This is a genomic window from Achromobacter sp. GQ309, from assembly GCF_059759315.1.
In genome coordinates, this window is record NZ_JCAXDP010000007.1 from 69,639 (window position 1) to 83,720 (window position 14,082).

Genomic DNA, 14,082 nt, shown 5'->3' on the forward strand with positions numbered 1-14,082 from the left:
GCGCGTTTCAATCCGCGCCGCGCCAGGTTACGCGTTACTTTGCCGCAGCCATCATGTATTCCACCGCGGCACGTAGCGTGGCGTCGTCAGCGGCCGAGCCGCCGCGCGGCGGCATGGCGCCCTTGCCTTTCAGCACGGTAAGCATCAGCGCGTCCGTGCCCTGCGCCAGGAAAGGCGTCCAGGCCTGCTTGTCGCCCAGCTTGGGGGCATTGGCCACGCCGCTGGCATGGCAGACGACACAGGCGGACTTGTAGAGTTTTTCGCCGGCGGGATTGACGGCGGCAACGGTGTCAGCCGCGGCATGCTGGACGGGCAGGCCCGTCAGCGCAAGGGCAAAAAAGAGTCGAGCAAATTTGGGCATGGCGGAGAGTCCAGGCTTTAGAAGGGGAACAACCCGGCAAGACGCGCCGCGCGCGCCTTGCCGGCCGGCCATTACTGCGGGATGGGACCCGGCGCCTTGATCTGCTTCATCAGGTCGTCGTTCCACTTGCCCTCGACCTTGATGTGCCCGGCCGCGCCCAGTTCAAAGGCTTCGATCAGGTTGTGGTTCAGGTAGGCGTACACGCCGGGCTGCTTGAACGTGTACAGCGCCGCCCCGGCGGAACCGCCGCGAATGAACCAGGTTTCCAGGTCCTTTTCGGGCGGGTTGTTGAATTTGCCGGTTTCCCAGACCCAGTCGCCGTGGCCGCCGATCAGGTGCGGGCGCGTGTCGCGGTTGGCTTGCGAATGGATCAGCAGCACGGTTTCGCCAACCTTGGCGGTGAGGGCGTTGTCGCCCGTCAGTGCGCCGACCTTGCCGTTGAAGACGATGTGCGACGGGGTCAGCTTGCGCATGACTTCCACCGTGTCGCCGTAGCTTTCGGCGAGGGTCGCGTAGTCTTTGTACTTGCCGTTGGCGTCCTTGGGGATGTAGAGGTCGAACTCGCCGATCGTGTAGACGCGGTCGTACTTCAGCGACTTGCCCTGCGGATCCTTCAGGCCATCGCGCGGCAGCACCATGATCGTGCCGCTCATGCCGGCCACGACGTGCCACGGCACCATGCCTTCAGGGGCACAGTGATAGACGAAGGTGCCGGCGCGGTCGGCCTTGAAGCGCAGCGTGGCCTGTTCGCCGGGGTTCACGTTGGTGAGCTTGGCGCCGCCCAGTGCGCCCGTCGCGGCGTGGAAGTCGACGTTGTGCGGCATGGCGTTGGTCTTGGGATTGACCAGGGTCAGCTCCACGTAGTCGCCCTCGTGCACGACCATCGTGGGGCCGGGCATGGATCCGTTGAAAGTCATGGCCTGCAGCGTGGTGCCCTTACCGTCGATGACCATCTTCTTTTCTTCGATGGTCATGGTGAATTCGACAACCTTGGGTCCCGACTTGGCCACCTGCTCATGCGGATGGACCATCGGCGGGGCAACCAGCGTGACCTTGGCGCGCGGCAGCGTGTCCGCATTCTGGGCGGAAGCCAGACCGCCTGCCATCGAGAACATCAGGGCGGCGGCAAGCAAGGTGGGGCGCAACGCGTTCATGTGCTACTCCTCTTTCGGTTTCTTCAAAGCCGAGTCTGTCGGCACCTCCATTGAAGAACCGCGAGCGATCGCGTTCTTTGCTGTAGCGCAAATTCGGGATAACCCTGCGAGCGCCCACACGTTGTCAGGGTGACCCCCAGGTGTCACCATCGACGCGTGGAAAATTTCACCACGCCCATAAGCGGACCGCCATGCCATCGCCCTTATGCCATGCCTTGCTGCGCAACCTGGACCTGTTCAGGCCGTTGTCCGATACGCAGCTTGATGCCGCACTGAAAGACGCCGTTCCATGCCGTCTTGAAGCCGGCGAAGCCGCCTACCGCCAGGGTGCGGAAGGCGCCCATTTCTTCGTGCTGCTGCACGGCTGCCTCAAGGTCACACAAATTACATCGGAAGGCGACCAAGTTGTCGTGAGATATGTCAATCCGGGCGATATGTTTGGCCTGGCTTGCGCCATGCGGCAGTCCTGTTACCCGGCCAGCGTGCTGGCCGTGCAGGAAAGCGTCTGCCTGGCGTGGCCCGCAGAAGCCTGGGAAAGCTTCATGGCCAGCCATCCGCAATTGGGTGCGATCGCGCTGCAGACCATGGGGCAACGCTTGCAGGACGCGCACATCCGCATCCAGGAATTGTCCACCGACGAAGTCGAGCAACGCGTCGCGCGCGCCATCCTGCGGCTGGTCCAGCAATCCGGCCAGCCCACGCACGACGGCATCGGCATCAGCTTTCCCATCACGCGCCAGGACGTGGCCGAGATGACCGGCACCACGCTGCATACGGTCAGCCGCCTGCTCAGCGACTGGAAGCAGCGCGGCATCGTCAGCAGCGGCCGCAAGCGCATCGTGCTGCGGTCGCCCGCGGCGCTGACCCGGCTGTCCGAAAACGCGCAGCCCGCCATGGACTGCGCGTCGTGCCTGTCGTGCCGCAGCGGCTCGCCGGCAACGGATACCGACGCCGCCATGAAAATCAAAGGCGCCGCTCGTACGGCCGCCGATCGTGCGGCTGCCGGTCATACGGCCGGCGATCGCACTGCCGCTGAACTGGCTGCGCACTAGCGTTGGCGAGGGCGGGCTCACTGCCCGCATCCGCCGCGACTGCAGTGCCGCGACTGCAGTGCCGCGTGTACAGCGCCGCCTGTGCGGCCTACCCCTCTTCCAGCACCAGCCGCAATCCCAAATTGGCGGGCGGCACGCCGACTGAACAGGCGCCGCTCTTGGGGTCGCGGATGAAATCCGGCAGATACGCGATGTGCCGCCCCGCCGCGACGCGGATGCCGCAGTTGCGGCTGAGGTCGGCGTCTTCCGGCGACTCCGCCCCCGTTCCCGCGTCCAGCACGCGGCGTGAGTGACAGTCCGAAGTCCAATCCCACACGCTGCCCGCCATGTCCTTGATGCCCGCCGCGTTGGCGCCGTAATGGCCGAACGGCCGCACCGCGGTTTCGGCGCCCTGCCCGCTGCGGCGGCTTTCCTGTTCGTATTCCGCCAGCCAGCGCTGTGCGGGGTCGTTGGGATCCTGGTTGTTGTCCTGCAAGGCCGCTGGCGGTGTTTCTTCGCGATAGGCCTCGCCCGCCGCATAGATCCATTCCGCGTAGCGCGGCAATCGATAGCGCTGACCCGTCGACCCGGACAACCACGCCGCGTAGGCCGAGGCGTCCGACCAGCTGATGCCCGTGGCGGGCAGATCCGGAGAATTGTCCTTGCGGTGTTCCGCGTCCAACGGTTTGCAGGCGCCGGCGGCCACGCACGCCGCGTATTCCGCCTGGCTGACCTGACGCGTCATGATGGCGACACCGCGTGAATGCCGCGTGGTGACCGGCGCGGGCGTGACGGGATAACCGTTACGCAGGGCATCACCGGGTGGCTGATGGGTGACCTCGCCGGGCGGCAGCCGCGTCAGTTCCGGCAATGCAAAGCGGGCCCGGTCTGCGGGCCCGCAAGCGGTCAACAATATTGAAAGGGCGGCGGCGATCGGCAGGAAGCGCATGCGGAGTTTCTCCGAAGCGCCCGCGCCGAACCGGCGCAGGCTTGGCTTCCATTGGACCGGGAGGCCGCCTTCGCAACGTTGCGCTGGCGCAAAGTCGCGAAGGTGCCGGGATCAGCCGCGCGCGGCCTTGGGCGTGAGCCGCGGCTCGACCAGCGCAGGCTTGCTGCTGAGCAGGCCCAGGATCACCTGCATCACCATCGCCAGCGCGCCCAGCAGGAACACCACGTCGCCGAACGTGCGGCCCCAGCGCAGGGTCTTGAGCAGGTCCTGCTGCATGAAGGCTTCGCTGCGGGCGTACCACATGCCTTCGCTGACGCTGGCATGGAACTGGATCAGGCCCACCGGCAACAAGCTGGTGAAGATCATCAGCACGAGGCCGATGTTCATGCCCCAGAACGCCAGCTTCATGAGGCCCGGGTTCAACGCATACTGCGGACGGATGTAGCGCAGCACCAGCAGCGTGAAGCCCAGCGCCAGGAAGCCGTACACCCCGAACAGCGCGGCGTGCGCGTGCACCGGCGTGGTGTTCAGACCCTGGATGTAATACAGCGAGATCGGCGGGTTGATCATGAAGCCGAAGACGCCAGCGCCCAGCATGTTCCAGAAGGCCACGGCCACAAAGCACATCAGCGGCCACTTCAGGTTGTCCATCCACGCGGCGCGGGTCTTCAGGCGCCAGTTTTCCCAGGCTTCGTAGCCCAGCACGATCAGCGGCACGACTTCCAGCGCCGAGAAGCTGGCGCCGACGGCCATCACGGGCGTGGTCGTGCCCGCGAAATACAGGTGGTGGAACGTGCCGGGAATGCCGCCCAGCATGAAGAGCGAGGCCGAGGCCAGGCTGGCGGTCGTTGCCATGCGGCGCGACACCAGACCCAGGGTCGAGAAAATGAAGGCCAGCGCCGTGGTGGCGAACACTTCAAAGAAGCCTTCGACCCACAGGTGGACGATCCACCAGCGCCAGTACTCCATGATGGTCAGGTGGGTGCGTTCGCCGTAGAAGAAGCCGGCGCCGTAGAAGAGACCAATGGCGCCGACGGAGGCCGTCAGCAGCGCCAGCAGGTTCTTGTCGCCGCCCGGCGTGCGCAGCGCGGGCACGATTCCGCGCAGCATCAGCACCAGCCAGAAGCAGATGCCGGCAAACTTGCCGATCTGCCACAGACGGCCCAGGTCGACGTATTCATAGCCTTGGTGACCCAGCCAGAAATTCAGCTCGGGCGGCATGATCTGCGCAATGGCCAGGTAGTTGCCGGCGAACGAGCCGACCACGACCAGCACCAGCGCCCAGAACAGAATGTCGACGCCTACCTTCTGGAACTTGGGATCGCGTCCGCCGTTGATCAGCGGGGCCAGGAACAAGCCGGCGGCCAGGAAGCCCGTTGCGATCCAGAACAGGGCGCTCTGGATGTGCCAGGTGCGCACCAGCGAATACGGGAACCACTGCGAGACGTCGATGCCATAGAACTTCTGCCCTTCAACGGTGTAGTGCGCGGTGAAACCGCCCAGCAGCACCTGGAAGCCGAACAGCGCCACGACCAGGAACAAATACTTGCCCAGGGCGCGCTGCGAGGGCGTCAGGGCAAAGGCGGTGAGCGGATCGCGCGCGGGCGCTTGCGGCTCTTCTTCTTCCTGGCCACGCATGAAGGCCCAGGCCCAGACCAGGAAGCCGATGCCCGCCAGCAGCACAACCACGCTGATGATCGACCACATGACGTTTTCAGCGCTGGGCTGGTTGCCGATCAGCGGTTCGTGCGGCCAGTTGTTGGTGTAGGTGACCGACATGCCTTCGCGTTCGGTGGCTGCCGCCCAGGCTGTCCAGAAGAAGAAATGCGTCAGCTGCGTGCGGCGCTTGGCGTCGGGCAGCGTGTTTTCCTTCATGGCGAAGCTCTCGCGACTGCCTTGCAGGGCGGGCGCATCGGAGAACAGCTGCTCGTAGTAAGCGGCCGTCTGTTCGATGGCCTTCGCGCGGCGCGGCGTGATGGTCAGCGTGTCGGTGGCTGCGTCGCTGCGATTGGCGCGGTACTCGGCCTTGAGCGCTTCGCGCAGCGCGGCCTGCTGCGGCGCGGGCAATTGGGCGTAGGCCTGGCCGTGCTCGTCGCGCGCGGCCAGGTCCAGCCAGGCGGTCAGTTCGCGATGCAGCCAGTCGGCCGTCCAGTCAGGCGCCTGGTACGCGCCGTGGCCCCAGATCGAGCCAAGCTGCATGCCGCCGACGGATTGCCAGGCGGTCTGCCCGTCCAGAATGTCTTCGCGGCCGAACAGTGCGCGGCCATCGGACGTCACCACCTGCCCGGGAATGGGCGGCGCCTGGCGGTAGACCTCGCCGCCGTAGAAGCCTAGCAGCGCAAATGTGATCGCCACCACGGCGATCAACGTGAACCATAATTTCCGATACGGACCCATGATGGGAACGCCCTCCTGTGTTGCGGTTGGTTGGGTACGTGTCCTCATGCGAAATCCATGCCAGAAAAAAACCACGCCGAATCAACAGGTTGGATTCGGCGTGGTGATTTTTACTGTTGACTGGACGGGTACAAATCACCGCCACGAGGTGAATTTGACCCTGCAATACCCTAACGGCCGACACCCCTACAATCGATCACGCCCGACCTGTTCCCTGCCGTCCGGCTACCGGGCCCTGAAGAAGGAATCGACTGGATGAACGCCACGCCGCTGCACATCGGCATCGTCGCCTGCTCCGCCGAGGGCGCCGCGCTCTGCTACCGCACCTTGTGCGCCGAAGGCGCGCAGCGCATGCGCCCGCACGCCCATCCCGAGATTTCGCTACACACCCATTCGCTGGCGGATTACGTCGCCTGCCTGGACGCCCGCGACCTGGACGGCGTTGCCGCCCTGATGTTGTCGTCGGCGAACAAGCTGGCCCGCGCCGGCGCGGATTTCCTGATCTGCCCGGACAACACCATCCACCAGGCGATGGACCGCGTCGTGGCGGACTCGCCGCGGCTGTGGCTGCACATCGCGCAGGAGGTCGCCGCCGTGGCGGCGGCGCGCGGTTACCGGCGGATCGGCATCCTGGGCACGCACTGGCTGGTGGACAGCGACGTCTACCCCGCGGCCTTGGCGGCACGTGCCCTGGACTACGCGCGGCCGCCGCAGGACGACCGCCTGCTGCTGGGCCGCATCATCATGGACGAGCTGGTCCACGGTGTGATCAAGCCCGCGTCGGTGGCGCAGTTGCAAGGCATCGTCGAACGCCTGAAAGACGACGGCTGCGACGCGGTGGTGCTGGGCTGCACCGAACTGCCGCTGGTGCTGAACGACGGCAATTGCGCCCTGCCCACGCTCGACTCGACCCGCCTGCTGGCGCGCGCCGCGCTGGACCGTGCGCTGGCCCCCGCCTTTGACGTTGCGCGGGGCGGCACGGCGCCCTGATTCCCGTCAGAGCTGATCCAGCCCGTACTGCCGCAACCGGCCCAGGTCCAGCACCTTGATCTGGTTGTACGCCAGCGCCAACATTCCCTGGTCGGCCAGCGTCTGCAGCGCCTGGTTGACCCGCTGGCGCGACAGGCCGGTCAGATATCCCAATTCTTCCTGCGATATGGCCAGGGTCAGGTCGGTGGACGGATACAGCTGCGGATTGAAGAGCTGCGCCAGCGATTGCGCCACGCGCGCGTCGGCATCGAGCAAACGGTGGTTCTGGATGGACGCGATGAACTCGCCCATGCGGTCATTCAACTGGCCGATGACAAAGTGCGAAAACGGCAGGCTCGCCGACAGCAGCGCATGGAAGGTTGCAGCGGGCACCAGCATCACCAGCGACGGCTGGATGGCGACCACGTCGTACTTGCGCAGCTCGCGTTTGATGACGCTGCCCTCTCCGAACCAGCCGCCCGGCGGCACACCGGAGAACGTGCAACTGCGGCCGGACTCGTTGTAGATCGCCAGCTTTAGCAGCCCGCGGCTCACCCCCAGCCAGTAGTCCGACGGCGCATTACGCCGCGCAATCCACGCCCCGCTGCCGACGAGTTCCGCGCGCGAGGTCGCCAGCACCAGGTCCTGGTGCCGTGCCTCCAGCGCACCGAACCACGGACAGGCCCGAAACAGCATCGGCAGTTCGTCGGGGGAAACTGTGTTTGAAACATCGGACATGGGAAGAACCGTGTAAAACTTGGGGATTGCGCCGCCGGCCGAGGGTCTGTCATGCAGGCGACAGACGCCATTTTCCGGCCGGCCATAAGCTAGGGCAAGCGACGGGGATCAAACCCCGCAGACCTGGATAAGGGGCCACCCCGCCCCATTGGAGACAAGCATGACCGGCATGTTCGATCACGGCCTCGCGCGCCGCGAAGCCAATCACGAAGCCCTGACCCCGGTGGATTTCATCGCCCGCGCGGCGCAGGTCTATGGCCAAAAGCTGGCCGTCGTCCACGGCAAGATCCGCCGCACCTGGGCGCAAACGTATGAACGCGCCCAGCGCCTGGCCGGCGCGCTGGCGCAGGCCGGCATCCAGCGCGGCGACACGGTTGCCGTCATGCTGCCCAACATCCCCGCCATGGTGGAAGCGCACTTCGGCGTGCCCATGCTGGGCGCCGTGCTGAACACGTTGAACACGCGGCTGGACGCGCCCAGCGTGTTGTTCATGCTGGGCCACGGCGAGGCCCGCGCGCTCATCATTGACACCGAATACGCCGACGTCGCGCAGCGCGCCCGCGCCGAATTCCCGCACCTGAAAATCATCTCGGTGCACGACCTGGAAGGCGCCGCCGCCACGTTGCCGGGCGCCGCCGACTACGAAGATTTCCTGGCCGCCGCGCCCGCCACCTTCGACTGGAAGCCGCCCGCGGACGAATGGGACGCCATCGCGCTGAACTACACGTCCGGCACCACGGGCGACCCGAAGGGCGTGGTCTATCACTACCGCGGCGCCTACCTGAACGCGGTCAGCAACATCCTCGAATGGGACATGCCCAAGCATCCCGTCTACCTGTGGACGCTGCCGCTCTTTCATTGCAACGGCTGGTGCTTCGCCTGGACCATCGCGGCGCGTGCGGGCGTGAACGTGTGCCTGCGCAAGTTCGATCCCAAGACGGTGTTCGACCTGATCCGCGACGAAGGCGTCACCCACTACTGCGGCGCGCCCATCGTGCAGAGCGCGCTGGCCAACGCGCCGGCCGAGCTGCGCGCGGGCATCACGCACACAGTGCGCACCATGGTGGCGGGCGCCGCGCCCGCGCCAGCCGTCATCGACAAGATGCGGGAGATCGGCTTTGAGCTGACCCACGTGTATGGCCTGACCGAAGTCTACGGACCGGCCGCCGTCTGCGCGCACCAGGACGCCTGGGACGCGCTGGACCCCGAGCGCCGCGCGCTGCTGACCGCGCGCCAGGGCGTGCGCTATCACCTGCAGGCCGGCGTGTCGGTGCGCAACCCGGAAACGATGGCCGAAGTGCCGCGCGATGAGGAAACCATCGGCGAGGTCATGTTCCGCGGCAACATCTGCATGAAGGGATACTTGAAGAACGCGCGCGCGACCGAGGACGCCTTTGCCGGGGGCTGGTTCCACACCGGCGACCTGGGCGTGATGACGGCCGACGGCTATGTCCGCATCAAAGACCGGAGCAAGGACATCATCATCTCGGGCGGCGAGAACATCTCCAGCATCGAAGTCGAGGACGCGCTGTACCGGCATCCCGCCGTGGCGGCGGTAGCCGTGGTGGCCATGCCCGATCCCAAATGGGGCGAGACGCCCTGCGCCTTCGTCGAGCTCAAGCCCGGCTGCACCGCCACCGCCGAAGAGATCATCGCGCACTGCAAGCTGCTGTTGTCCGGCTTCAAGGTGCCGCGCGCGGTACGCTTCGGTGACCTGCCCAAGACCTCCACCGGCAAGATCCAGAAATTCGAGCTGCGCGCCGCGGTCGGCGCCACGTCCGCGATCGACGTGGCCGACCCCGGCAAGCCGGCCTGATCCGCTTAACCCATAAAACCAGGAGCGCCTACGCCATGACGTACCAAGCCCCCGTGAAAGACATGCTGTTCGTGTTGAACCATCTGGCCGGTCTGCAGCAGGTGGCCGCCCTGCCCGGTTTCGAGGAGGCCACGCCCGACACCGCGCAAGCCGTGCTGGAAGAATCCGCCCACTTCGCCGCCGAAGTCCTGGCGCCGTTGAACCACCCGGCGGACAAGGCGCCCAGCACCTGGCAGGACGGCGCGGTGACCACCGCCCCCGGCTTCAAGCAGGCCTTCCGCCAATATGCAGACGCCGGTTGGCAGGGCCTGTCCCACCCCGCCGAATACGGCGGCCAGGGGCTGCCCGGCCTGATCGGCTCGCCGTGCTCTGAAATGCTGAACGCCGCGAACCTGTCGTTCGCGCTGTGCCCGCTGCTGACCAACGGCGCCATCGAAGCCCTGATGACGGCTGGCTCGCCCGAGCTGCGCGAGCGCTTCATCGGCCCCATGATCTCCGGCCGATGGACCGGCACCATGAACCTGACCGAGCCGCAGGCCGGCTCGGACCTGGCCATGGTCCGCACGCGCGCCCAACCCGTGGGCGACGGCACCTACCGCCTGTCCGGCACCAAGATCTTCATCACCTATGGCGAGCACGACCTTGCCGAGAACATCCTGCATCTGGTGCTGGCCCGCCTGCCTGATGCGCCCGAGGGCGTGAAGGGCATTTCGCTCTTTTTGGTGCCCAAGTTCCTGGTCAATGAAGACGGCTCGCTGGGCGCGCGCAACGATGTGACCTGCGTGTCCATCGAGCACAAGCTGGGCATCAAGGCCAGCCCCACCTGCACGCTGCAGTTCGGCGACGCCGGCGGCGCGCTGGGTTACCTGGTCGGCCAGGAAAACCGTGGCCTGGACGCCATGTTCATCATGATGAACGCCGCCCGCTACGCGGTGGGCGTTCAGGGCATCGCCATCGCCGACCGCGCCTACCAGCACGCGCTGGCCTATGCCGCCGAGCGCGTGCAGAGCCGCCCGGTGGACGGCTCGTCGCGCGACGCCGTGCCCATCATCCAGCACCCGGACGTGCGCCGCATGCTGGGCACGATGCGCGCCCTGACCGAAGCGGGCCGCGCGCTGGCCTACGTGACCGCCGGCCATGCCGACCTGGCCCACGCCAGTCCCGACGCCGACACGCGCAAGCGCCACCTGGCGATCCAGGAATACCTGGTGCCGATCGTCAAGGGCTGGTGCACCGAGATGTCGATCGATGTCGCGAGCCTGGGCGTGCAGGTCCATGGCGGCATGGGCTTCATCGAAGAGACCGGCGCCGCGCAGTTCTACCGCGACGCCCGCATCCTGACCATCTACGAAGGCACGACCGCCATCCAGGCCAACGACCTCGTTGGCCGCAAGACGCTGCGCGACGGCGGCGCCGTGGCGCGCGCGCTGCTGGACGCGGTGCGCCAGACCGAAGCCGACCTTCAGGCCCGCACCGAGCCGGCCGCCGGCCGCATGCTCAAGCCGCTGCGCGAGGCCCGCGAAGCGCTGGCCAGCGCGGTCGAGTTCATTCTTGCCAACGCGGCCGGCAATCCCAATGCGGTCTTTGGCGCCGCGGTGCCTTACCTGCTGCTGGCGGGCACGACGTTCGCCGGCTGGCAGATGGCCCGCGCCCTGCTTGCCAGCCTGGACCTGCAGGCTGAAGACCCGGACTTCCACAACGCCAAGATCGCCACCGCGCAAGCCTTTGCGCTGCACAAGCTGACGCAGGCGCCGGGCCTGGCGGCGGTCGTGCTGGGCACGGCCGAGTACGACGTGCAGCCCTGACGCATTGTCCCGGCCTGCTTGGGCGGGCCGGGCTCAGCGTGTGATCGCCGTCGCGGCCGCCTCGGCGTGGATCCAGGCAAGAAAAGCCTCCACGGACGGACGCTTGGCGTGCCGCGCCGGGTAGACGGCAAAGTGCGCCTTCACCGCAATGGCCTTGGCCATTCCAAATACCGGCTGCAGGCTGCCTTGCGCCAGATGCATGCCGGCAATGGTGGCGCTTTCCAGCGCCACGCCCAATCCCTGCGCCGCCGCGTCCAGCGACATCTGCGCGCGGTCGAAGCGGATCGTGAAGTGATCCGGCGCACGCCGTTCCGAATAGCGCCCGAACCAGTCGGACCACTGAATGACGCTGACGTTGCTCTGGATCAGCGGCACGTCCAGCAACTGGTCGATGCGCTTGATGCCGTGTTCGCGAATGAACGCCGCGCTGGCCAGCGGCAGTATCCGTTCTTCGAACAGCGGCTCCACCACCACATCATCCCAATGCGGCACGCCGTAGCGGATGTCGATGTCCGACTGCCCCAGCGCGAAATCACTGTGCGAATGCGCGGCCGACAGGTTCAGCGCCACGTGCGGATGCGCCTCGGCAAACCGCCGCAGCCGCGGCATCAGCCACAAGCTGGCGATGCTGGGCGCGGAGTGCACATACAGGCTGTTGCTGACGCCCTGGCGCAGGTCTTCGGTGGCCGACGAGATCGCCGCAAGCGCCCCGCCGATTCGCACCAGATATTGTTCGCCCGCGCTGCTCAGCCGCACGCCGTGTGCACTGCGCTCGAACAGGCGCACGCCCAGGTCCGATTCCAGCCGCGAAATCTGGTGGCTGACCGCCGACGCAGTCAGGTGCAATTCGGTAGCGGCGATGGCAAAGCTGCGGCGGCGCGCCACGGCTTCGAACGCCAGCAGGTTGACGATGGGCGGCAGCGCAGGCATGGGGTTGTCCCTGACTTCAGATGACGATCCGTCATCTTAGACTGATGACACATCGTTTGTCTTAATGCTAGACGGCCTCCAGAATGGTCCGCATCGATTTCATAACAAGGACAGGAGGAAGACAGATGTTGCTCAAGGACAAGGTGGCCGTGATTTCCGGCGGCGCAGGAATCAACGGACTGGGATTTGCCACCGCCCGCCAGATGGCAGCGCACGGCGCGCGCGTGGTGATCCTGGACCTGGAACGCGCCGAGCCCGCCCGCGCCGCCGCCCGGCTGGGCGACGGTCATCTGGGGCTGGTGGCGGACGTGACCGACAAGACGGCCTGCATCGCCGCCATCGAACAGGCCGTCAAGACGTTCGGCAGGATCGACATCCTGGTGAACAACGCCGGCATTACGCAGCCGGTCAAGACGCTGGAGATCACCGGCGCGGACTACGACCGCATCCTGGACGTGAGCCTGCGCGGCACGCTTTACCTGTCGCAGGCCGTCCTGCCCGCCATGCAGGCGCAGCGGTCCGGTTCTATCGTCTGCATTTCGTCCGTGTCGGCACAACGCGGCGGCGGCATCTTTGGCGGACCGCACTACTCCGCCGCGAAGGCAGGCGTGCTGGGCCTGGCGCGGGCCATGGCGCGCGAGTTCGGCGGCGACGGCATCCGGATCAACTGCATCACACCCGGGCTGATCGAAACCGACATCACGCAAGGCAAGCTGTCCGCCGAGCGCAAGGCCGACATCGAAGGCACCATCCCGCTGGCACGCCTGGGCCGGGCGGACGACGTGGCGGGCGCGTGCGTGTTCCTGGCGAGCGACCTGTCGGCGTACTGCACGGGCATCACGCTGGACGTCAACGGAGGCATGTTGATTCACTGATCCGCAGTACCCCACAAAAATTGGAGGAGACATCATGAAAAGCAGAAAAATGCTTCAGGCGAGCCTGGTCCTGGCCGCCGCCACCCTGCTGCCGCTGGCGGCGCAGGCGCAAAACCTCAAGCTGACGCTGGGCCACGGCGCAGCCGTCGGTAATCCCCGCCACGACGCATCGGTGAAGTTTGCCGAGGTGCTGAAGGCAAAGACAGGCGGGCGCATCGAAGTCCAGGTCGCGCCGTCCGCGCAGTTGGGCGACGACGCCGCCATGGTCACTGCGCTGCGCACGGGCGCCCTGGACATGAGCGCCAACTCCCAGGGCGCCGTCGCCGCCGCCGTGCCGGAGTACGCCGCCTTCGGCATGCCATTCCTGTTCCCGGACGCCAGCGCGGCATTCAAGCTGCTGGACGGGCCGCTGGGCAAGGAGCTGGCCGAAAAATCGGCCGCCAAGAACCTGATCCTGCTGGGCACCTGGGACAACGGCATCCGCCAGATGACCAACAGCAAGCACCCCATCAACAAGGTCGAGGACATGAAGGGCCTGAAGATGCGCGTGCCGCCCGACGCGACGCTGGTCGACATCATGAACGCCCTGGGCGCGCAGGCGCAGCAGATCAAGTTCGCGGAACTGTATGTGGCGTTGCAGCAGGGCGTGGTGGACGGCCAGGAGAATCCGCTGGTGAACTTCGAGGCCAGCAAGCTGTACGAAGTGCAGAAGCACCTGGCGATGACCAATCACCAGTTCCAGATGACGCCCTTCCTGATGAGCAAGCGCACCTGGGACCGGCTGAGCGACGCCGACCGCAAGGCCGTGCGTGAAGCCGCCGACGAAGCGTCGGCATTTCAGCGCAAGCTGAGCCGGGACGCCGATACGCGGCTGCTGGCCGATCTGAAAGCCAAGGGCGTGCAGGTCACGACGCCCGACACCGCCGCCTTCGCCAAGGCCACCGCACCGGTCGACGAAAAATGGCTGGCTGGTCCCATCGGCCCGTACGTGAAGAAGGTTCTGGCCGCGGCGCGCGGCAACTGATATGTCCTTTCGGCCGCCCCGTCCCGTCCCTCG

At 66.4% G+C, this 14,082-nt stretch carries 12 protein-coding genes; 6 read left to right on the forward strand and 6 right to left on the reverse strand.

Annotation, left to right across the window (positions count from 1 at the left end; all coding sequences use genetic code 11):
* Positions 1–34: 34 nt before the first annotated feature.
* Both AC6CIE_RS21465 and nirK read right to left on the reverse strand, forming a co-directional pair.
* Positions 35–361, reverse strand: a complete 327-nt coding sequence (locus AC6CIE_RS21465) for a c-type cytochrome (RefSeq protein ID WP_175124088.1) — start codon at positions 359–361, stop codon at positions 35–37.
* 71 nt (positions 362–432) lie between these two features.
* Positions 433–1,515, reverse strand: coding sequence for a copper-containing nitrite reductase (gene nirK / locus AC6CIE_RS21470; RefSeq protein ID WP_175124087.1), 1,083 nt, complete (start codon positions 1,513–1,515; stop codon positions 433–435).
* Between the two features lie 191 nt (positions 1,516–1,706).
* Here nirK and AC6CIE_RS21475 point away from each other — a divergent pair, with 191 nt between their 5' ends.
* Positions 1,707–2,567 (forward strand): Crp/Fnr family transcriptional regulator, encoded by an 861-nt coding sequence (locus tag AC6CIE_RS21475; RefSeq protein ID WP_498093878.1) that lies wholly within the window; start codon positions 1,707–1,709, stop codon positions 2,565–2,567.
* Between the two features lie 88 nt (positions 2,568–2,655).
* Here the strand turns inward: AC6CIE_RS21475 and AC6CIE_RS21480 are convergent, their stop codons facing one another.
* Positions 2,656–3,495 carry an SUMF1/EgtB/PvdO family nonheme iron enzyme gene (locus AC6CIE_RS21480; protein WP_498093880.1) on the reverse strand — a complete coding sequence of 280 codons (840 nt, stop codon included), beginning with the start codon at positions 3,493–3,495 and terminating at the stop codon, positions 2,656–2,658.
* 111 nt (positions 3,496–3,606) lie between these two features.
* Entirely contained in the window at positions 3,607–5,892 is a 2,286-nt protein-coding gene (locus tag AC6CIE_RS21485; RefSeq protein ID WP_175124194.1) for a nitric-oxide reductase large subunit, read from the reverse strand.
* 255 nt (positions 5,893–6,147) lie between these two features.
* On the opposite strand from AC6CIE_RS21485, the gene AC6CIE_RS21490 reads away from it, so the two are divergent.
* Positions 6,148–6,882 (forward strand): aspartate/glutamate racemase family protein, encoded by a 735-nt coding sequence (locus tag AC6CIE_RS21490; protein ID WP_498093881.1) that lies wholly within the window; start codon positions 6,148–6,150, stop codon positions 6,880–6,882.
* Between the two features lie 6 nt (positions 6,883–6,888).
* Here the strand turns inward: AC6CIE_RS21490 and AC6CIE_RS21495 are convergent, their stop codons facing one another.
* Complete coding sequence (locus AC6CIE_RS21495) at positions 6,889–7,599, reverse strand: Crp/Fnr family transcriptional regulator (RefSeq protein ID WP_498093882.1); 711 nt, start codon at positions 7,597–7,599, stop codon at positions 6,889–6,891.
* Positions 7,600–7,759: 160 nt separating this feature from the next.
* Here AC6CIE_RS21495 and AC6CIE_RS21500 point away from each other — a divergent pair, with 160 nt between their 5' ends.
* Both AC6CIE_RS21500 and AC6CIE_RS21505 read left to right on the forward strand, forming a co-directional pair.
* The gene (locus AC6CIE_RS21500; RefSeq protein WP_175138493.1) at positions 7,760–9,415 is read left to right on the forward strand and encodes an acyl-CoA synthetase; all 1,656 of its coding nucleotides are present in this window, start codon (positions 7,760–7,762) and stop codon (positions 9,413–9,415) included.
* Positions 9,416–9,450: 35 nt separating this feature from the next.
* Positions 9,451–11,220, forward strand: coding sequence for an acyl-CoA dehydrogenase family protein (locus tag AC6CIE_RS21505; RefSeq protein WP_495601869.1), 1,770 nt, complete (start codon positions 9,451–9,453; stop codon positions 11,218–11,220).
* Between the two features lie 33 nt (positions 11,221–11,253).
* Here the strand turns inward: AC6CIE_RS21505 and AC6CIE_RS21510 are convergent, their stop codons facing one another.
* Entirely contained in the window at positions 11,254–12,150 is an 897-nt protein-coding gene (locus tag AC6CIE_RS21510; RefSeq protein WP_175138495.1) for a LysR substrate-binding domain-containing protein, read from the reverse strand.
* 125 nt (positions 12,151–12,275) lie between these two features.
* Here AC6CIE_RS21510 and AC6CIE_RS21515 point away from each other — a divergent pair, with 125 nt between their 5' ends.
* Complete coding sequence (locus AC6CIE_RS21515) at positions 12,276–13,025, forward strand: SDR family NAD(P)-dependent oxidoreductase (protein ID WP_218343403.1); 750 nt, start codon at positions 12,276–12,278, stop codon at positions 13,023–13,025.
* A 34-nt stretch (positions 13,026–13,059) separates the two neighbouring features.
* Positions 13,060–14,049, forward strand: coding sequence for a TRAP transporter substrate-binding protein (locus tag AC6CIE_RS21520; protein ID WP_175185047.1), 990 nt, complete (start codon positions 13,060–13,062; stop codon positions 14,047–14,049).
* Positions 14,050–14,082: the final 33 nt, after the last annotated feature.

Excerpts from the sequence above, each read along its gene's own strand:
- AC6CIE_RS21465 (WP_175124088.1), bottom strand. The coding sequence starts at position 361 with ATGCCCAAATTTGCTCGACTCTTTTTTGCCCTTGCGCTGACGGGCCTG.
- nirK (WP_175124087.1), bottom strand. The coding sequence starts at position 1,515 with ATGAACGCGTTGCGCCCCACCTTGCTTGCCGCCGCCCTGATGTTCTCG.
- AC6CIE_RS21475 (WP_498093878.1), top strand. The coding sequence starts at position 1,707 with ATGCCATCGCCCTTATGCCATGCCTTGCTGCGCAACCTGGACCTGTTC.
- AC6CIE_RS21480 (WP_498093880.1), bottom strand. The coding sequence starts at position 3,495 with ATGCGCTTCCTGCCGATCGCCGCCGCCCTTTCAATATTGTTGACCGCT.
- AC6CIE_RS21485 (WP_175124194.1), bottom strand. The coding sequence starts at position 5,892 with ATGGGTCCGTATCGGAAATTATGGTTCACGTTGATCGCCGTGGTGGCG.
- AC6CIE_RS21490 (WP_498093881.1), top strand. The coding sequence starts at position 6,148 with ATGAACGCCACGCCGCTGCACATCGGCATCGTCGCCTGCTCCGCCGAG.
- AC6CIE_RS21495 (WP_498093882.1), bottom strand. The coding sequence starts at position 7,599 with ATGTCCGATGTTTCAAACACAGTTTCCCCCGACGAACTGCCGATGCTG.
- AC6CIE_RS21500 (WP_175138493.1), top strand. The coding sequence starts at position 7,760 with ATGACCGGCATGTTCGATCACGGCCTCGCGCGCCGCGAAGCCAATCAC.
- AC6CIE_RS21505 (WP_495601869.1), top strand. The coding sequence starts at position 9,451 with ATGACGTACCAAGCCCCCGTGAAAGACATGCTGTTCGTGTTGAACCAT.
- AC6CIE_RS21510 (WP_175138495.1), bottom strand. The coding sequence starts at position 12,150 with ATGCCTGCGCTGCCGCCCATCGTCAACCTGCTGGCGTTCGAAGCCGTG.
- AC6CIE_RS21515 (WP_218343403.1), top strand. The coding sequence starts at position 12,276 with ATGTTGCTCAAGGACAAGGTGGCCGTGATTTCCGGCGGCGCAGGAATC.
- AC6CIE_RS21520 (WP_175185047.1), top strand. The coding sequence starts at position 13,060 with ATGAAAAGCAGAAAAATGCTTCAGGCGAGCCTGGTCCTGGCCGCCGCC.